Source organism: Microbacterium sp. MF43, assembly GCF_012847295.1.
Lineage (GTDB): Bacteria > Actinomycetota > Actinomycetes > Actinomycetales > Microbacteriaceae > Microbacterium.
Window position 1 is genome coordinate 473,662 of sequence record NZ_JABBDY010000002.1, and the last position, 17,992, is coordinate 491,653.

Consider the following 17,992-nt stretch of genomic DNA (forward strand, 5'->3'; position numbering starts at 1 on the left):
GTTTCCTATCCCCCTCAGTCCTCGACCGTGATGCCCATGGAACGGGCGGTGCCGGCGATGATCTTCGAGGCGGCCTCGATGTCATTCGCGTTCAGGTCGGGCTGCTTCGTCTCAGCGATCTGACGCACCTGCTCCTTGGTGAGCTTGCCCACCTTGGTCGTGTGCGGGGTCGACGAGCCCTTCTGCAGGCCGGCGGCCTTCTTGATGAGCTCGGCGGCCGGAGGGGTCTTCAGAACGAACGTGAAGCTGCGGTCCTCGTAGACGGTGATCTCCACGGGGATGACGTTGCCGCGCTGCGACTCGGTCGCGGCGTTGTACGCCTTGCAGAACTCCATGATGTTGACGCCATGCTGACCGAGCGCGGGGCCGATCGGCGGCGCCGGGTTGGCTGCACCGGCGTTGATCTGAAGCTTGATCAGGCCGGTCACCTTCTTCTTCGGTGCCATTCGTGTTTCCTTTCCTTCGAACGGATGCCTCGGCATCCCGTTCTCCCGCACACCCGGCATTTCCGGGCAGCGGTTCCCCCGAGGACTCGGCCTCGGGAAGTCTTAGAGCTTCGTGACCTGGTCGAAGCTGAGCTCGACCGGGGTCTCGCGCTCGAACAGCGAGACGAGGACCGTGAGCTTGCCGCTCTCGGGCTTGATCTCGCTGATCGTGCCGGGAAGGCCCGCGAAAGAGCCCTCCTTGATCGTGATGGTCTCGCCGACCTCGAAGTCGACCTCGGCCGGGATGACGCGCGCGGCTGCGGCGGCGCCCTTCTTGGCGGCGCCGGCCTTGGCCGGTGCGGTCTCCTTGATCTCGACGAGGCTCTTCAGCATGTTGAAGGCCTCTTCGAAGCGCAGCGGCGTCGGGTTGTGGGCGTTGCCCACGAAGCCCGTGACGCCAGGCGTGTGACGCACGACCGACCAGGTGTCCTCGTTGAGCTCCATGCGCACGAGCACGTAGCCGGGGATCCGGACGCGCGTGACCATCTTGCGCTGACCGTTCTTGATCTCGACGACGTCCTCCATCGGGACCTCGATCTGGTAGATGTCGTCCTCGACCTCGAGCGTCGACTTGCGCTGCTCGATGTTGGCCTTCACCTTGCGCTCGAAGCCTGCGTAGGAGTGGATGACGTACCACTTGCCCGGGAGGGCGCGCAGCTCGGCGCGGAACGCCTCGTAGGGGTCCTCGTCGGAGTCCTCGTCGTCGTCGGAGTCCGACTCGACGTCGTCCTCGTCGCCGTTCACGTCGGGACCGTCGTAGGGGGTCACCTCGTCAGCGGCCTCGGCTTCGAGCTCGGCCACCTCCTCGGCGATCGAGTCGTTGATGACCTCGGCGGCGGCCTCGGTCTCGGCCGCCTCGTCAAGGTTCAGAGCGTCGTTCACGATGGCGTCCGCCTCCGGGTCGTCGATGTCGATGTCGTCCAGGTCGGCGTCGTCCTCGACGGCGTCCTCCACGATGTGGATCGCGGCGTGCTCGGCCGCGGTGTTGGCGCGGTCCTCCTCGGCGAGGATGTTGCCCTCCTGGGCCTCGTCATCCTCGGATGACTGCTCCGCCGCCGTCGCCCAGTCGGCGTCGTCGATGAATCTTTCAGACACTGCGTTCTCTTCCGTTCTGTCCGCTGCGGGATCTCATCCCACGCGCGTGGCCCCGTAGCTCATGTGCACCAGGACCCGGTCAAGCGGCTCAGGCCGCGCCCGGCACTCCGAAGACGTACGCCGTGATCCACACGAACAGCACGTCGAGGCCGTAGACGATCCCCATCATGACGACGACGAAGCCGAGCACCACCGCCGTGTACTTCAGCAGCTCCTGACGGGTCGGGGTGACGACCTTGCGGAGCTCGGCGAAGACCTGACGGATGAAAATGGCGATCCGCGCGAAGACGTTGGGCCGCTTCTCGCGCGATGCGCCGCCCGCGGGGACGACCTCGCCCGTCGGCTCGTCCTGAACCATCGATGCCACCTGATTACCTTCCGTGCGCCGGCGTGGGCCGGCTCACTGTTTTGTCAACCGCCGGCCACGTGGTGCCGACGTTGCGCTGACGCGCAGGGCGGACAGGAATCGAACCTGCAACCTGCGGTTTTGGAGACCGCTGCTCTGCCAATTGAGCTACCGCCCTAGAGGCCCGGGGGCCTCTGAAGCCCGCGCTCTTCCCCCGGCACCTGATCAAGAGGAGCCTGCCCGGACGACGGGCACGGCGAAAGAATGCAGACTTCAACTGCACGCTCCAGTGTACGGCATGCCTCGGGGCCCCGCGAATCGTCAGTACTGCTGGACGCCGTAGCGGTCGGGTTCGGGGGCGCGCTCGAAGGCGCGGCCCGTGACCGACGTCGCCTCCACCCGCACGTAGGTGTACTTGAGCGTCGGAATCCACGGCTTCAGCCCCAATCCGTCCGCCCGCTCGACCTCGGCCGAGGTCTCGAGCGGGTGGGCGCGTCCTCGCACGATCACGCTCCACGCGTCCGTCTCGGTGTGATCATCGACCTCGAAGAGAACCTCGTCGTTGACCGTCAGTTCGAACAGCTTGCTGCCCTGCGCCGTGCGGAAGAGCACGCCCTCGCCGTCGACGACGTAGTTCACCGGGAAGATGTCGAGCACGTCGCGCACACGCGTGACGAGGCGCCCGAGCTCCTGCGTGCGCAGCCGCTCCCAGCACTGCTCGTCGGTCAGGTTCACCACGGGTTCCGGTGTGTCCGCCATGCCCCTATCCTTCCCCTCCCCGACGCCGAGCGGTACCCCCGCGAGAGGTCTAGCATGCGGGCATGGACCTCTCGCAGGCGGTGCTCGACGAACTGTGGGACTTCGGCGACCCGGCCGGGTCCGAAGCGCGCCTGCGGGCCGCCGTGGAGGCGGAGTCGGATGCCTCGGCCCGCGCGGAACTCGAGACGCAGGTCGCCCGTGCTCTCGGCCTGCAGGAGCGCTTCGCCGAGGCGGACGACGTGCTCAGCACGGTGCCCGTCACCGCGCCCGCTGTGATGGTGCGCGTCGCTCTCGAGCGGGGACGGCTGCGGAACTCGGCCGGCGAACCGGACGCTGCTCGTTCCCTCTTCGAGCTGGCCGCGGAGGCCGCGGCATCCGCCGACCTCACCTTCCTGCGGGTCGACGCGCTGCACATGCTCGCGATCGTCGACCCGGAGCATTCGCCCGAGTGGACCGACCGCGCGCTGGAGGTGCTCGACCCGACGACGGACCCGCGCACGCGGCGGTGGCTGGTCTCGCTGCACAACAACGCCGGATGGTCGCACTTCGATGCCGGCCGCACGACGGACGCACTCGCGGAGTTCGAGAAGGCGCTCGACGCGGCGGCGCGCTGGGGGACGCCGCAGCAGGTGCAGTGGGCCGAGGAAGCGATCGCCGAGATCCGCGCCGCGCTCTGACCCGGGCGCGTCTCGGCTCGTCGCCGCGCTCCTCGCTCAACGACCGGGGATCGCACACCCGGTTGTCGAGCGGGCGACCCGCCCGGTCGTCGAGCGAGCGAAGCGAGACGAGACGCGACGCCTCAGGCGCCGACGCGGATGAGCTTCTTGTTGACGAACTCGTCTGCGGCCAGCAGACCCATCTCACGCGAGGTGCCGGAGCGCTTGACGCCGCCGAAAGGCAGCCCGGGCTCGTCGGCGAGCACGACGTTGACGTAGACCATGCCGGCGTCGATCTTGTCGGCGATGCGGGCGGCCTGCTCCTCGTCGGTCGTGAACACGTACGAGCCGAGACCGAAGCTCGTGTCGTTCGCGATCTTGACCGCCTCGTCCTCGTCGGCGACCTTGTACACGACGCCGACCGGACCGAAGAACTCCTCGCGGTACGCATCCATCTCGCTCGTCACCCCGGTGAGCACCGTTCCCGGGTAGTACGCGCCGTCGCGCGTGCCGCCGGCGACCAGCGTCGCGCCCTGCGCGACGGCCTTGTCGACCTGCTCGGCCAGACGCTCGGCCGCCGCCAGCGACGAGAGCGGTCCGAGCACGGTGTCTTCGGCGAACGGGTCGCCGACCTTGGCCCCCGTCATCTTCGCCGTGAACTTCTCGAGGAACGCGTCGTAGAGCCCCTCGACGACGATGAACCGCTTCGCGGCGTTGCAGGACTGGCCGGTGTTGTCGAGGCGGGCATCGACGGCGGCCTGCACGGCGGCGTCGAGGTCGTCGGTCGACAGCAGGATGAAGGGGTCGGATCCGCCGAGTTCGAGCGCGACCTTCTTGAGGTTGCGGCCGGCGACCTCGGCGACGGCCGCACCGGCCCGCTCCGAGCCGGTGACCGACACGCCCTGCACGCGCGGGTCGGCGATGATCGCCGCCGCCTGCTCGTTGGACGCGTAGACGTTCGTGTAGACGCCGTCGCCGAGTCCGGCATCCGCGTACATCTTCTCGATCGCCGCGGCAGACTCAGGACACTGGCCCGCGTGCTTGAGGATGATCGTGTTGCCGATCACGATGTTCGGCGCCGCGAAGCGGGCGACCTGGTAGTACGGGAAGTTCCACGGCATGATGCCCAGCAGCGGCCCGAGCGCCGACCGGCGGATGACCGCCGTGCCCTCGCCGTCGATGTCGATCGGCTGGTCTCCGGTGATCTTGTCGGCGTGGTCGGCGTAGTACTCGGTGATGTCCGCGGCGAAGTCGACCTCGCCGAGCGCCGCCTCGAGGGGCTTGCCCATCTCTCGGACGATGATCGCGGCGAGCTCGTCGCGGCGCTCGCGGTGAAGTTCGGCGACCTTCCGGATCCGCGCGGCGCGCTCGGCCACGGGCGTGGTCCGCCACGTGCGGAACGCGGCATCCGCTCCGGCGACGACCGCCTCGAGGGCGTCGTCGGTGATCGTCGGGTACGTGGCCAGGGTCTCGCCCGTGGCGGGGTTGACGACGGCGTACTCACTCATGGTGTTCTCTCCGATCGGGTGGGTGGTCACAGTCTGCCGCTCAGCGGCGCGAACGTCGAAGGCTTGCCGGGGCATCCAGACCGAGTGTCTCACCGCGGAAGAACGCCGGACGCTTGATCGCCTGCCAGACCATGATCACCACGCCGACGACGATGATGAGCATGCCGAGGATGAAGACGATCCCGACGCCGCCGATCTGCGACCCGCTGCCGTAGGCCGGGTCCATCGAGTCGATGAGCGTGGTGAAGAACAGGACAGCCAGGATGACGCCACCGACCAGCGGGAACAGGAACGTGAAGAACACGTTGCGCACCGAGTCGAACCACTGCTTGCGGAAGTACCACACGCAGGCGAACGCGGTGATGCCGTAGTAGAAGCAGATCATCATGCCGAGCGTGAGGATCGTGTCCCACAGGGTGTCCTCGCTCACGACCCGCATCACCGCGTAGAACGCCGACGCCACCACCGCCGACACGATCGTCGCGAAGCCGGGGGTGAAGAAGCGCGGGCTGACCTTCGCGAACGCGGGCGGCAGCGCCCCGTAGTGCCCCATCGACAGGAGGGTGCGTGCCGGGCCGACGAACGTCGACTGGAGCGACGACGCCGAGCTGGTGAGCACGGCGAGCGACACCAGGAACGCCAGCGGTCCGAGAATGGGGCCGGACAGGTAGAAGAACACGTTCTCCTGGATGTCCTCGTTGCCGAGGCCGAGCTCCCCCGTGCCCACGCCGGCGAACATGATCATCGCGATCGCGAGCAGCAGGTACAGCGACACGATGGTGACGACGGTGAGCGTCGCAGCCCGACCGGGCGTGCGCTCGGGATCCTTCGTCTCCTCGTTCATGGTGAGGGTGACATCCCATCCCCAGAAGATGAAGATCGACAGCGAGAGTCCCGCGGCGACCGCCCCGAAGGACGACACCGCGAAGGGGTTGAACCACGACCAGTCGAACGGCATGAAGTCGAACGCCTGCCCGTTCAGCGCCTGCACGATCGCCGCGATCGCGAAGAAGAGCAGCACCACGACCTGGAACGTCACCAGCACGTACTGCAGCTTCTGGGTCGTCTGCATGTCGCGGTACGAGATGTACGTCGCGCCGAGCATGAACAGGAGGCACACGGCGATGTTGATCCAGGTGACGCCCGCGAGGTCGGCGATGCCCTCGTTGCCGGTGATCTGCGCGATGAGCAGGAAGAGGAAGTCGACGGCGACGCCCGCGAGGTTCGACAGCACGAGGATCGTCGCGACGATGAGCCCCCAGCCGGCCATCCAGCCGACCCACGGGCCGAACGCGCGGGTCGCCCACGTGAAGGACGTGCCGGCATCCGGCATCCGGTTGTTGAGCTCGCGATAGCCGAAGGCGACGAGCAGCATCGGGATGAACCCGATGAGGATGATCGCCGGGATCTGCTGCCCGACCACCGAGGCGGTGGGGCCGATCGCCGCGGTGAAGGTGTACGCGGGGGCGATGCACGAGATGCCGATGACCACCGCGCCGATGAGGCCGATGGTGCCCGCGCTCAGGCCCTTCTTGGACAGGCCGCCGGTGAGGGGCTCACCGGTCATGACATCGGCGTCACGATTCCGATCGCTCATGCTCCTGCCCCCTTCTTCTTCTTGCGCGTGCGGGGCACGACGATCATCGGGACCGGAAGGACGTGCAGCATCTTCGCCGCCGTCGATCCGAGGAACAGGCGCCGCGGGCGTGCCAGGCGGCTGGAGCCCACCACGGCGATCTCGCCGGGCTCCCAGGACAGGTGGGCCGCGGCATCCTCGATGCTGTCGCCGAGACCGACGACCGCGTCCGCATCGATGCCCTTGGGGAGCGCGGACCGCGCGTGGACGAACACCTCGTCGGCGTGGTCGGCGGCGGACTCGGTCGCCGCGACGCCGGCGGGCAGGTCCACCGCGACGAGCGATACGAGCCTCAGCTCGGCACCCGTCGCCGCGGCGAGCGCGAGGCTCTCGTCGAGCAGCACGTCGGCGCCGGGGCGCAGTCCGATCGCCGCCGTGATGCGGGTGATGCCGCTGAGCGGATCGACGCGTCGCGCGCCCTCCGGTGCCAGTGCCACCGGCACATCGGCGGAGTGCAGCAGCTCGGTGGCGACGGTGCCGAGACGGTGACGCCCGCGCAGCCCGCCGTTGGCCGCACCGACGACGATGAGCGAGGCGTCCGCATCATGTGCGGCGTCGATGAGGCCTTCGGCGAACGACTCGCCGAACCGGACCTCGGTGTCGAGCGGGATCTGCGCGGGCACGCGTGCCGAGGCATCCGCCAACCACACCTCCGCCTGCTCCTGCAGATAGCGGTCGTACGCGGCGTCGGGCGGGGTGATGACGCTGCGGTCCTCGCCCGGGAGCACCACCACGAGGGTCAGGGAGGAGCCGGATGCCGCGGCCAGCCGCGCACCCAGCGCGACGGCGTCGGCGCCGGCATCCGTCGCGGTGTAGCCCACGATGATGCGACCGGTCATGCGCGCGCTCCTTCGACGATGTTGGCCGCGACGAGACGACCCATGCGGATCGCACCGTCGACGTGCTGGTAACCGGCGCCGGCCATGTCGCTGCACGCGAAGTGGATCGGGCCCACCGGGGTGCGCAGATCCGCACCGTAACGTGCCAGGCCGCCCAGGTCGAAGCTCGCCGCGTAGGCGCCGCGCGTCCACTCCTCGGCGCCCCAGTCGCTCTCGAAGTAGACGATCGGGTCCAGGGCCTCGGGGCCGTAGTAGTGCGAGAGCGACTCGAGGATGCGGGCCTTGCGCTCGTCGGCGGAGACACGGAAGAGGTCGTCCGCGTTGCGGTCGGACACGAAGCCGACCAAGGTGCCGCGCTCATCGCCGTGGTTGGTGTTGTCGTAGGCCTCGTGCGAGAGCTCGTACGGGCTGAAGGCAGTGCCCGACAGCCCCTGCTCGCGCCAGAACGGACGGTCGTAGACGGCGTGCACCTTGATGACGAAGCCCATCGAGATGTGCTGGTGCATCTGCTGCTTGAGGCGCGGCAGCGCCGGCTGGAACTCGATCCAGGGGTACAGGATCGGCGCGTGCGCGAGAACGACGAAGCGGGCGCGCACCTCCAGGCCGGCGTCCGTCACGACGCGCACCCCCTCGTCCGACCAGTGCACCTCGTTGACCGCCTGTCCGAGCAGGACGTCATCGCCGAGGCGCTCCGCCAGCAGCAGCGGGACCTGCTGGAGTCCGCCGACGACCCGCTCGTCGAGGATGTAGTCGGCGTCCACCAGGTGCGTGAAGCTGCCGGCGCTCGCCGCCATGAGGAGCGCCTGCAGAGCGGAGAACGCGTAGGCGGGCTTCGTGAGCATCGCGCCGGCGATGAACAGCGCGATGTTGTCGCGTGCCTCCTGATCGGGCGTCTGCTGCTCGAGCCAGGCCTCGAAGGAGATGCGGTCGAGTTCCTCGGCGTCGGGGTGCTCCCAGGGCCGGTCGGGGTCGATCTGCGCGACCATCTCATCGAGCTTGTCGATGAGGCGGACGATCTCCTTCTCGGTCTCGGGGGCGACGGGGAAGATCTCGCCGGTGAAGCGGCGGAGTGCGCCGTCGCGGCCGATGTAGACGGAATCGCCTTCACGGTAGCGGCTGTAGGTCTCGAGGCCGAGCTCGGCGATGGTCTCCTTGAGCGCCTCCTGATCGGGCGAGACCCACTGGCCGCCGATCTCGAGCATCGCCCCGTCGATGACATCGGTCCACAGGCGACCGCCGACGCGGTCGCGGGCTTCGAGGACCACGACCGACAGGCCCGCCTTCTTGAGCTCGTTGGCGGCGGTCAGGCCGGCAGCGCCCGCCCCGACGATGACGACGTCACGGGTCAGCTGTTGCATGAGACTCCTCTGTCTATGGCACGTGAAGGCGTGCGCGCGGGTCACGGCGGGTCACCGTGTCCCCATGTTTGCCGCCTGGAGATGCCCCAGGCGGTGAATTTCGGGACATGCCCCGAGAACTTCGGGACATGCAGGCGGTCAGGATGCCGCGAGTGCGGCGGCGACGACGTCGATGCCCTCGTGGAGCAGGCCGTCGGTGATGGACAGCGGCGGCAGGAAGCGGATCACGTTCCCGTAGGTGCCGCAGGTGAGGACGATGACGCCCTCGGCGATGCAGGCCTTCGCGACCGCGGCGGTGAGCGCGGGGTCCGGCTCCCCCGTCTCGGGGTCGACGAACTCGGCCGCGATCATCGCACCGTGGCCGCGCACCTCGCCGATCCGCGGGTCCGCCGCCTGGATGCCGCCCAGGCGCTCGGTGAGGATCGCCCCGATCTCGCGGGCCCGCTGGATCATGCCGTCGTTCTCGAACACGTCGATCGCGGCGAGCGCGGCGGCGCACGCGATGGGGTTGCCACCGTAGGTGCCGCCGAGTCCGCCGGCGTGCGATGCGTCCATGATCTCGGCCCGGCCCGTCACGGCCGCCAAGGGCAGTCCCCCAGCGATGCCCTTCGCGGTCGTGATGAGGTCCGGCACGATGCCGAACACCTCGCTCGCGAACATCTCCCCCGTGCGAGCGAAGCCGGTCTGGATCTCGTCGGCGATGAACACCACGCCGTTGGCGCGGCACCACTCCACGAGCGCGGGCAGGAACGCGTCCGCGGGGACGATGAAGCCGCCCTCCCCCTGGATCGGCTCGATGATGACGGCAGCGAGGTTGTCGGCGCCGACCTGCTTCTCGATGATCGAGATCGCCTTCTTCGCGGCATCCGCTCCGCTCAGCCCGTCTCGGAACGGGTACGACAGCGGCGCGCGGTAGATCTCCGACGCGAACGGCCCGAAGCCGCTCTTGTAGGGCATCGACTTCGCCGTGAGCGCCATCGTCAGGTTGGTGCGGCCGTGATAGCCGTGGTCGAACGCGACGACGGCCTGCTTGCCGGTGAACTTTCGGGCGATCTTCACCGCGTTCTCGACGGCCTCGGCACCGGAGTTGAACAGGGCGCTCTTCTTGGCGTGATCGCCCGGCGTGATGCGGTTGAGGGCCTCGGCCACCGACACGTAGCCGTCGTACGGCGCGATCATGAAGCACGTGTGCGTGAACTGCGCCACCTGCGCCTGCACGGCCTCGACGACCTTCGGGTGCGCGTTGCCGATCGTCGTGACCGCGATGCCCGACCCGAGGTCGATGAGCGAGTTGCCGTCGGCGTCGACGATCACGCCGCCGCCCGCCGCGACCGCGTGCACGGGCGCTGTGTGACCCACGCCCGCGGCGACGGCGCCGGACTTGCGGTCGAGGAGCTCCTGCGAGCGGGGACCCGGGATGCTGGTCACCAGACGCCGCTCCTGCGGAAGGGACGGACCGCCCAGGGGCGTTTCGGTGACGGTGTCGACGGCACTCATGAGGGCGAGCGTAAGCGGGCGGCTCACCGACCTGCACCTTCCTCGCTGTACATTCTCCATAGACCGCTGTACAGGTCGTACATTCTGCGGAGGATCATGGTCGCCGTCTCCGACTCCCCGACGCTCCGGGCGCTGCTCACCCGGGCCGATCTGCGGCTCACCCTCGCCGGGGAGGACCACCTCGAGCCGGGGGTGCTCGACCGCGCTGTGCGGTGGGTGCACAGCTCCGACCTCGAGGATCCCACGCCCTTCCTGTCGGAGGGCCTCGTGCTCCTCACGACGGGGACGCAGTTCGTAGGCTCGGCGGACGACCCTCACGTGTATCGCGCGTACGTGCATCGCCTCGCCGAACGCGGCGTCGTCGGCCTCGGCTTCGGCACGGAAGTCGTGCGCGCCGGCCTTCCGCCCGCGCTCGTGGACGCGTGCCACCAAGAGCGGATGCCGCTGTTCGAAGTGCCCTATCGCACGCCGTTCATCGCCGTGGCGCGCGCCAACGCCGAGGCGATCGCGGCCCAGGCGTACGCGCGGCGGAGCTGGGCCCTCGCCGCGCAGCGGGCCATAGCGCTCGCCGCGCTGCGTCCCGACGGCCTGGGCGCGACGGTCGCCGAGCTCGCCCGTCAGCTCGACACGTGGGTGGGGATGTTCGACGCGGCGGGCGAGCTGTCGCGCGAGCATCCGGCCGGCGGGCTCGACGCCGACACGGCCGAAGGACTGCGCCGCGAGGTCACCGGCGTACTCAACCGCGGCGCGCGGGCGGGGTCGGCGCTGCGCATCGGTGAGACACCGTTCAGCCTGCAGACCCTCGGTCGCGGCGGGCACCTGCGGGGCGTGATCGCGATCGCCTCGGGCGACCTCGACCAGGAGGGCCGGGGCGTGGTCACCTCGGTCATCGCCATGGCGGGCCTCGCCCTCGAGCAGCAGCAGGGCCTCAGCCGCGCGCGCGGAGCGCTGCGGGCCGGTCTGGTGCAGACGCTTCTCACGGACGACCCGTCGCTGGCCCGGCGCATCGCGCGCGAGCTGTGGGGTCCGCTGCCGCCGGCACCCGTCGAGGTGGCGGTGACGGATGCCTCGGCATCCCGCGTCGACGCGATCGCCGAACTGCTCGAGCTGCGCGTCGACGAGCGCCGCGGCACGCTCTTCTTCGGTCGCGGCGACGACGGCATGGTCATCGTGACCTCGGCCGGCGAGCACGCAGCGGTCGACGAGATCGCCGAGCGCTTCGGCCTGCGGATCGGCGTGTCGGAGCCGACGGGCTACGACGAGTTCGCGGCGGCCCTCGCGCAGGCACGGGTCGCCCGGGACCGCGGGGGCGACGGCGTGACCGCGTTCGCGGCGGTCTCCCGCTCGGGGGTGCTGTCCGCCCTGTCGGACGAGGCCCGGGCGCTGGCCAGCGCCGAGCTCGCCCCGTTGCGCGAGCACGACGCCGCGGAGGGCACGCAGCTCGTCGCCACGCTCCGAGCGTGGCTCGACAACGACTGCTCGCACGAGGCATCCGCTCGCGCGCTCGGCGTGCACCGGCACACCGTCCGCACCCGGCTGGCGCTCATCGAGCGCGTGCTGGGCACCGACCTGACGTCGTTCGCGACCCGGGCCGAGCTGTGGGCGGCCCTGCGCGCCCTCGACTCCTGACGACGAAGCGCGTTTGCCTCACCGGTGGCTCAGGTCCGGACACATCGCTCGCCCCGCTTCGAGCGGGCCGCCACCAGGATGGACGCATGGCGGATGCGCGCGTGCCCAACGGAGACGTCTCGTGGTGGTGGCGCCAGCTCGGCGGTCCGCCGGCACCGCGGCCCGCGCTCCCCGGGCCGGTCGACGTCGATGTCGCCATCGTGGGAGGCGGGTACACGGGCCTGTGGGCGGCCTACTACCTCAAGACCCGGCAGCCCGACCTGCGCGTCGCCGTTCTCGAGCAGCGCTTCGCCGGCTTCGGCGCGTCGGGTCGCAACGGGGGGTGGCTCACGAACACCGTCACCGGCGGGCGGGCGCGATACGAGGCATCCCACGGCCGTGACGCGGCGATCGCGCAGCAGCGCGCGCTCAACGAGACGGTCGATGAGGTGATCGCCGTCGCTGCGCGCGAGGGGATCGAGGCCGACATCGTCAAGGGCGGCGAGCTCGGGGTGGCGCGTACGCCGTCGCAGCTCGCCCGGCTCCGCGCCGCCGTCGCCGACGAGCGCTCGTGGCCGCACACCGATGTCGAGGAACTGGATGCCGCGGCCACTGCCGCGCGGATCGGGGTGCGCGGCGCGCTCGGCGGGGCGTGGCACCCGCACTGCGCCCGCGTGCATCCGGCGAAGCTCGCCGCGGGGCTGGCGAAGGCGGTCGAGCGCGTGGGAGTGACGATCTACGAGCAGACCGCGGTGCGCGAGATCGCCCCCGGACGGGCCGTCACCGACCGGGGCGTCGTCACGGCGGCGCACGTGTTGCGGGCGACCGAGGGCTTCACCGCCGACCTGCGCGGGGAGCACCGCACGTGGCTTCCGATGAACTCGTCGATGATCGTGACCGAGCCGCTGCCGGCATCGGCATGGTCGGCGATCGGCTGGGACGACCGCGACACCCTGGGCGACTTCGCCCATGTGTACATGTACGCGCAGCGCACGGCCGACGACCGCATCGCGTTCGGCGGTCGCGGCGTGCCCTACCGCTACGGCTCTCGCGTCGACACCGACGGGACGACGCAGCAGCGCACGATCGCCTCGCTGACTCGGCTGCTCCGGGAGTTCTTCCCGGATGCCTCGGACGTGCCGATCGCGCACGCGTGGGCCGGGGTGCTCGGGGTCTCGCGGGACTGGGCGGCGACCGTCGGCCACGACCGTTCGACGGGCCTCGGCTGGGCGGGCGGCTACGTCGGCACCGGCGTCACCGCCACGAACCTCGCCGGCCGCACACTCGCCGACCTCGTCCTCGGCCGCGACACCGACCTGGTTCGCCTCCCGTGGGTGGGGCACCGCGTCAGGAAGTGGGAGCCCGAGCCGCTGCGGTGGATCGCCGTCAACGCGATCTACACCGCGTACCGGATGGCGGACCGTGCCGAGGCATCCGGATCCGGCGACCGCACCGCCTGGCCCGCCCACGTCGCCGACTTCGTCGCCGGACGCCACTGACCGACGGCGGCGCCGCCGCCTTTCGTCCGGCCCGACCCGGGCGCGCTAGCACGTGGGCGCGGGCCGCGCCAGAGCATGCCGTGATGCCCTGACGCGGAGGCATCCTGGCGATGAGGCGATTCTCATTCGCTAATACCTTTCATGTGTCAGGTTTTTAGCGTAGAGTCGGGCGGGCGGCGCGACATGCGCCGGGACACACAGCCGAGGCAGAGCCGCCGCGGAGCGGCGACGACCGATGGAGGCGTCAGACCGATGACCAGGACAACAATCACACGCAGGACTTCCCGCTGGGCGGGTGCCGGAGCGGTAGCGCTCGTGGGAGCGCTCGTGCTCGCAGGCTGCGGACGCAGCGACGCACCGACCGGCGGCGGCGAAGGCGGCGGCGGCGACGCCATCGACGACTCCCCCGCGACCGGCACCGTCGAGGTGTGGGCGATGGGCAACGAGGGCGAAGTGCTCGACGAACTCGCCGCGCAGTTCATGGAGGACAACCCCGACGTCACGATCGAAGTGACGGCCGTTCCGTGGGAGAGCGCGCACGACCGCATCGCCACCGCGATCGCCGGCGGCGAGACGCCCGACATCACGATGCTCGGCACCACATGGGTCGGCGAGTTCGCCGCGACCGGCGCGTTCGAGCCGACCCCCGAGGGTCTCGTCGACGAATCGTCGTTCTTCGAGGGATCGTGGGAGACCGCCGTCGTGGACGATGTCGCGTACGGCGTGCCGTGGTACGTCGACACCCGCGTCCTCTACTACCGCACCGACCTCGCGGAGAAGGCCGGCCTCGAGCCGCCGGAGACGTGGGAGGAGTACACGGCCTTCACGAAGGGTCTCCAGGAGGCCGGCGCCGAGTGGGGCGTCTCCCTGCCGCCGGGCGGCTTCGACTCGTGGCAGTACGTCACTCCGCTGGCGTGGCAGCAGGGCGGTGACATCCTGAACGAGGACGGCACCGAGTTCACGTTCGACACCCCGGAGTGGGAGGAGGCGTTCGCCTTCTACACGAGCTTCTTCGAGGACGGCATCGCCGAGCCGCGGCGTCTCGAGGGCGGCGAGATCGAGCAGGCCTTCATCAGCGGCGAGGTCGGCGCCTTCTACAGCGGCCCGTTCCACGTCGGCCTGCTGCTCGACCAGGGCGGCGAGGAGTTCGCCGACAAGTTCGGCGTCGCGATGGTCCCCGGAGCCGACAGCCGCACGAGCTTCACCGGCGGCGGCAACCTCGCGGTCTTCGAAGACACCGAGAACCGCGACGCTTCGTGGAAGTTCGTGCGCTGGCTGAGCCAGCCCGAGACGCAGATCGAGTGGTATGACATCTCGACCGACCTCCCCAGCGTGCAGTCGGCGTGGGAGGACTCGACCTTCACCGACGACCCGTACCTGAGCGTCTTCGGCGAGCAGCTGCAGGACTCCAAGGCCCCGCCCGCCATCCCCACGTGGGCGCAGGTCTCGGCCGTGATCGATCAGGAGCTCGAGAAGGCGACCCGTGGTGACACGACGCCGGCCGAGGCGATCGCGACCATCCAGCAGCAGGCGACGTCGATCGGCACCGGCCAGTAGGCATCCGATGACCGCCATCGCCTCCGCGGCACCGCCGCGACGTCCCGCACCCCGTGCGCGGGCGTCGCGGCGGGAGAACCGCATGACGCGAACCGCGTGGCTGTTCGCCGCGCCGTTCATGATCCTGTTCCTGGTGTTCATGGCCGGCCCGATCGTCGGGTCGCTCGTCATGAGCTTCACCGACATGACCACGCGCGACCTGCAGACACCGTTCCAGGTGAACTTCGTCGGGCTCGAGAACTACATCCGCCTCTTCCAGGACCCGCGTTTCCTGCGGTCGCTGCTCAACACCTTCACGTTCGTGATCGTCGCCGTGCCGCTGACCATCGCGCTCGCCCTGGCGGTCGCGCTCGCTCTGGACAAGGGCATCCGCCGGTTCCGCACGGTGTACCGGGTGGGCTTCTACGCGCCGGTCGTGACGAGCATCGTCGCGATCGCGCTCGTCTGGCGGTTCATCCTGCAGCCCGACGGCCTGCTGAACGGGTTCCTCGCCATCTTCGGCATCCAGGGCCCCGACTGGCTGCAGTCGACGACGTGGGCGCTGCCGTCGCTGATCATGATGGCCGTGTGGCGCAACATCGGCACGATCATGGTGATCTTCCTCGCTGCGCTGCAGGGCGTGCCGCGCGAGCACCACGAGGCCGCGATGGTCGACGGCGCGAACGCGTGGCAGCGGTTCTGGAACATCACCATCCCGGCGATGCGCCCCGCGATCCTGTTCGCGACCGTCATCACCGGCATCGGCTTCCTGCAGTTCTTCGAGGAGCCGTATGTGATGACGCAGGGCGGCCCGCTCGACGCGACACTGTCGACGGCGATGTACACGTACGACCAGTTCGGCTTCGGAAACTACGCCTACGCGTCCGCCGCGAGCTACGTGCTGTTCCTCGCGATCGTGGTGCTGTCCCTCGTGCAGTTCCGCCTCATCGGACGGAAGGACTGACATGATCCCCACGCCGACCACTCCCCCCGCCGCGGACGAGCCGCGCGATGACGTCCGCTTCGGTCCCGTCGCCGCCTCGGCACGGGTGACCGACACCGACATCGTCGGGCCCGAGCCTCACCCTGCCGGTCGCCGCCGCCGCGGCGAGCGCCCCCGCTGGTGGCTCTACATCGTGCTGACGCTGGGCCTGATCGCGATGATCATGCCGTTCGTCTGGATGATCCTCGGCTCCTTCAAGACGGATGCCGAGATCCGCGCCAATCCGACGGGATTCCTGCCCGACAACGCGACGCTGGAGAACTACGAGACCCTCTTCGGCCGCCTCGACTTCGCGACGTTCTTCATGAACAGCGTGATCGTCGCGGTGTTCGTGACGCTCGGCAACATCGTCTTCTGCTCGATGGTCGGCTACGCCCTGGCGAAGCTGCAGTTCCGGGGCAAGAAGCTGCTGTTCGCACTTGTCCTCGGAACGCTGATGGTGCCGGGCGTCGTCACCTTCGTCCCGCTTTTCGTGCTCACCGCCAATCTGGGCCTGGTCAACTCGTACCCCGGCCTGATCCTGCCGTTCCTCATCTCGCCGCTGGGCGTCTTCCTGATGCGCCAGTTCATGCTGAGCCTTCCGGATGAGCTCATCGAAGCGGCGCGCATCGACGGCGCGAGCGAGTGGCGCATCTTCCTGCGGGTGATCATGCCGATGTGCGGCCCCGCGGTCGCGACGCTCACGATCCTCACGTTCCTCGCCAGCTGGAACAACTTCCTGTGGCCGCTCGTGGTCGCGACGAAGGAGGACATGTACACCCTGCCGGTCGCGCTGGCTCTCTACTCGGTCGGGCAGAACGCCGCACGGTACGGGCTGATGATGGCGGGCGCCGTCGTGGTCGTCGTGCCGATCCTGACCGTGTTCGTGTTCCTGCAGCGCTACTTCGTGCAGGGCATCGCCCTCACCGGCATCAAGTGACATCGAGCGGATGCCGCGGCATCCGCTTCCCGAGCGAAAGGACCATCTGACCGATGGACTTCCCCGAAGGCTTCCTGTGGGGCGCGTCGACCGCGGCGCACCAGATCGAGGGCGGCAACGTCAACTCCGACTGGTGGCAGCGGGAATGGGGCCACCTTCCCGGGGCGCCCGTCGAGACGCCGTCCGGCGACGCCGCCGACAGCTACCACCGCTACGGCGAGGACATGGCGCTCCTGGCGGAGGCCGGGCTGGACACGTACCGCTTCAGCATCGAGTGGGCGCGCATCGAGCCCGAGGACGGCTGGGTCTCGAACGCGGCGATCGACCACTACCGCCGCATGGTCGACACGGCGCATTCGCTCGGCCTGCAGCCGATGATCACGCTGCACCACTTCACGAACCCGGTCTGGTTCGCGAAGCAGGGAGGGTGGCACGCGGATGCCGCAGCCGACCGCTTCGCCCGCTACGTCGAGGCCGCGCTGCCGGTGCTCGAGGGCGTCGACCTGGTCTGCACGATCAACGAGCCGAACATGGTCTCGGTGCTGGCCGACCCCGAGGTCGGCTTCCCGTCGGTCGGTCTGCCGCCGGGTGTGCCCGCCGTGACGGACCGGCTCGTCGACGCGCACAAGCGGGCGGTCGAGATCGTGAGAGGCGACGGATGCCTCGCCGGCTGGTCCGTCGCAACCCAGGCGTACCAGCCGGTCGAGGGCGGCGAGGCGGTCGCCGCCGAGTACGGCTCCTCGCGGGAGGACGTCTTCCTCGACGCGGCACGCGGTGACGACTGGGTCGGCGTGCAGGCCTACACGCGCACCAGGATCGGGCGGGAGGGTCCGCTGCCGATCCCCGAGGACGCGGAGCGCACGCTCACCGGGTGGGAGTACTACCCGCCCGCGGTGGGCGATGGCATCCGGAACGCGTGGGCACGCGCGGGCGTGCCGATCTACGTCACCGAGAACGGCATGGCCACCGCCGACGACGCGCGCCGCATCGACTACACCCGCGGCGCGCTCGAAGCCGTGCACGCGTGCATCAGCGACGGCGCCGACGTGCGCGGGTACCTGCACTGGAGCCTTCTGGACAACTACGAGTGGGGCAGCTATCGGCCCACGTTCGGCCTCATCGCGTGGGATCGGGAGACGTTCGAGCGCACGCCCAAGCCGAGTCTCGGCTGGCTCGGCGAGGTCGCCCGCGCGAACGCCATCGTCGGGTGAGCGAGGGAGCGCAGCGACCGAGACGAAACGCGCCCGC

Annotated in this window: 16 protein-coding genes and 1 tRNA gene; 7 read left to right on the forward strand and 10 right to left on the reverse strand. The window is 69.7% G+C overall.

Going from position 1 to position 17,992, the window contains the following annotated elements:
- Positions 1-14: 14 nt before the first annotated feature.
- The 5 genes from rplK to HF323_RS06570 all read right to left on the reverse strand — a co-directional run bounded on the left by rplK (position 15) and on the right by HF323_RS06570 (position 2,685).
- Positions 15-446: a 50S ribosomal protein L11 gene (rplK, locus tag HF323_RS06550; RefSeq protein ID WP_169581768.1), complete on the reverse strand. Its 432-nt coding sequence runs from the start codon at positions 444-446 to the stop codon at positions 15-17.
- A gap of 102 nt (positions 447-548) precedes the next feature.
- Positions 549-1,580 carry a transcription termination/antitermination protein NusG gene (gene nusG / locus HF323_RS06555; RefSeq protein WP_169581769.1) on the reverse strand — a complete coding sequence of 344 codons (1,032 nt, stop codon included), beginning with the start codon at positions 1,578-1,580 and terminating at the stop codon, positions 549-551.
- Positions 1,581-1,668: 88 nt separating this feature from the next.
- Positions 1,669-1,938, reverse strand: a complete 270-nt coding sequence (gene secE, locus HF323_RS06560; protein ID WP_169581770.1) for a preprotein translocase subunit SecE — start codon at positions 1,936-1,938, stop codon at positions 1,669-1,671.
- Between the two features lie 93 nt (positions 1,939-2,031).
- Positions 2,032-2,104, reverse strand: a tRNA-Trp gene (locus HF323_RS06565).
- A 143-nt stretch (positions 2,105-2,247) separates the two neighbouring features.
- Complete coding sequence (locus HF323_RS06570) at positions 2,248-2,685, reverse strand: pyridoxamine 5'-phosphate oxidase family protein (protein ID WP_169581771.1); 438 nt, start codon at positions 2,683-2,685, stop codon at positions 2,248-2,250.
- A gap of 62 nt (positions 2,686-2,747) precedes the next feature.
- Here HF323_RS06570 and HF323_RS06575 point away from each other — a divergent pair, with 62 nt between their 5' ends.
- Complete coding sequence (locus HF323_RS06575; protein WP_169581772.1) at positions 2,748-3,362, forward strand: hypothetical protein; 615 nt, start codon at positions 2,748-2,750, stop codon at positions 3,360-3,362.
- Between the two features lie 122 nt (positions 3,363-3,484).
- Here the strand turns inward: HF323_RS06575 and HF323_RS06580 are convergent, their stop codons facing one another.
- The 5 genes from HF323_RS06580 to gabT form a co-directional block, all read right to left on the reverse strand.
- Entirely contained in the window at positions 3,485-4,849 is a 1,365-nt protein-coding gene (locus HF323_RS06580) for an NAD-dependent succinate-semialdehyde dehydrogenase (RefSeq protein ID WP_169581773.1), read from the reverse strand.
- A 40-nt stretch (positions 4,850-4,889) separates the two neighbouring features.
- On the reverse strand, positions 4,890-6,446 hold the full coding sequence (locus HF323_RS06585; protein ID WP_188241659.1) for an APC family permease: 1,557 nt from the start codon (positions 6,444-6,446) through the stop codon (positions 4,890-4,892).
- Positions 6,443-7,324, reverse strand: a complete 882-nt coding sequence (locus HF323_RS06590) for a universal stress protein (protein WP_169581774.1) — start codon at positions 7,322-7,324, stop codon at positions 6,443-6,445. Before HF323_RS06590 ends, HF323_RS06585 begins: the two co-directional genes overlap by 4 nt.
- On the reverse strand, positions 7,321-8,727 hold the full coding sequence (locus HF323_RS06595) for an NAD(P)/FAD-dependent oxidoreductase (protein ID WP_317451014.1): 1,407 nt from the start codon (positions 8,725-8,727) through the stop codon (positions 7,321-7,323). Before HF323_RS06595 ends, HF323_RS06590 begins: the two co-directional genes overlap by 4 nt.
- A gap of 93 nt (positions 8,728-8,820) precedes the next feature.
- Positions 8,821-10,179 (reverse strand): 4-aminobutyrate--2-oxoglutarate transaminase, encoded by a 1,359-nt coding sequence (gene gabT, locus HF323_RS06600; RefSeq protein ID WP_169581776.1) that lies wholly within the window; start codon positions 10,177-10,179, stop codon positions 8,821-8,823.
- 96 nt (positions 10,180-10,275) lie between these two features.
- Between gabT and HF323_RS06605 the strand changes: the two genes are divergently transcribed.
- From HF323_RS06605 to HF323_RS06630, 6 genes are all read left to right on the forward strand, one after another.
- On the forward strand, positions 10,276-11,808 hold the full coding sequence (locus HF323_RS06605) for a PucR family transcriptional regulator (protein WP_169581777.1): 1,533 nt from the start codon (positions 10,276-10,278) through the stop codon (positions 11,806-11,808).
- An 86-nt stretch (positions 11,809-11,894) separates the two neighbouring features.
- Complete coding sequence (locus tag HF323_RS06610) at positions 11,895-13,286, forward strand: FAD-binding oxidoreductase (RefSeq protein WP_188241660.1); 1,392 nt, start codon at positions 11,895-11,897, stop codon at positions 13,284-13,286.
- Between the two features lie 252 nt (positions 13,287-13,538).
- Entirely contained in the window at positions 13,539-14,843 is a 1,305-nt protein-coding gene (locus tag HF323_RS06615; RefSeq protein ID WP_169581778.1) for a sugar ABC transporter substrate-binding protein, read from the forward strand.
- A gap of 82 nt (positions 14,844-14,925) precedes the next feature.
- Positions 14,926-15,786, forward strand: coding sequence for a sugar ABC transporter permease (locus HF323_RS06620; protein ID WP_223169214.1), 861 nt, complete (start codon positions 14,926-14,928; stop codon positions 15,784-15,786).
- Between the two features lies 1 nt (position 15,787).
- Positions 15,788-16,744 (forward strand): carbohydrate ABC transporter permease, encoded by a 957-nt coding sequence (locus HF323_RS06625; protein WP_169581780.1) that lies wholly within the window; start codon positions 15,788-15,790, stop codon positions 16,742-16,744.
- 53 nt (positions 16,745-16,797) lie between these two features.
- Positions 16,798-17,955: a family 1 glycosylhydrolase gene (locus HF323_RS06630; RefSeq protein ID WP_169581781.1), complete on the forward strand. Its 1,158-nt coding sequence runs from the start codon at positions 16,798-16,800 to the stop codon at positions 17,953-17,955.
- Positions 17,956-17,992: the final 37 nt, after the last annotated feature.

What these genes read in the sequence shown, in the direction of transcription:
- rplK (WP_169581768.1), bottom strand. Translation starts at nt 446, where the DNA reads ATGGCACCGAAGAAGAAGGTGACCGGCCTGATCAAGCTTCAGATCAAC.
- secE (WP_169581770.1), bottom strand. Translation starts at nt 1,938, where the DNA reads ATGGTTCAGGACGAGCCGACGGGCGAGGTCGTCCCCGCGGGCGGCGCA.
- HF323_RS06570 (WP_169581771.1), bottom strand. Translation starts at nt 2,685, where the DNA reads ATGGCGGACACACCGGAACCCGTGGTGAACCTGACCGACGAGCAGTGC.
- HF323_RS06575 (WP_169581772.1), top strand. Translation starts at nt 2,748, where the DNA reads ATGGACCTCTCGCAGGCGGTGCTCGACGAACTGTGGGACTTCGGCGAC.
- HF323_RS06580 (WP_169581773.1), bottom strand. Translation starts at nt 4,849, where the DNA reads ATGAGTGAGTACGCCGTCGTCAACCCCGCCACGGGCGAGACCCTGGCC.
- HF323_RS06585 (WP_188241659.1), bottom strand. Translation starts at nt 6,446, where the DNA reads ATGAGCGATCGGAATCGTGACGCCGATGTCATGACCGGTGAGCCCCTC.
- HF323_RS06590 (WP_169581774.1), bottom strand. Translation starts at nt 7,324, where the DNA reads ATGACCGGTCGCATCATCGTGGGCTACACCGCGACGGATGCCGGCGCC.
- gabT (WP_169581776.1), bottom strand. Translation starts at nt 10,179, where the DNA reads ATGAGTGCCGTCGACACCGTCACCGAAACGCCCCTGGGCGGTCCGTCC.
- HF323_RS06605 (WP_169581777.1), top strand. Translation starts at nt 10,276, where the DNA reads ATGGTCGCCGTCTCCGACTCCCCGACGCTCCGGGCGCTGCTCACCCGG.
- HF323_RS06610 (WP_188241660.1), top strand. Translation starts at nt 11,895, where the DNA reads ATGGCGGATGCGCGCGTGCCCAACGGAGACGTCTCGTGGTGGTGGCGC.
- HF323_RS06615 (WP_169581778.1), top strand. Translation starts at nt 13,539, where the DNA reads ATGACCAGGACAACAATCACACGCAGGACTTCCCGCTGGGCGGGTGCC.
- HF323_RS06620 (WP_223169214.1), top strand. Translation starts at nt 14,926, where the DNA reads ATGACGCGAACCGCGTGGCTGTTCGCCGCGCCGTTCATGATCCTGTTC.
- HF323_RS06625 (WP_169581780.1), top strand. Translation starts at nt 15,788, where the DNA reads ATGATCCCCACGCCGACCACTCCCCCCGCCGCGGACGAGCCGCGCGAT.
- HF323_RS06630 (WP_169581781.1), top strand. Translation starts at nt 16,798, where the DNA reads ATGGACTTCCCCGAAGGCTTCCTGTGGGGCGCGTCGACCGCGGCGCAC.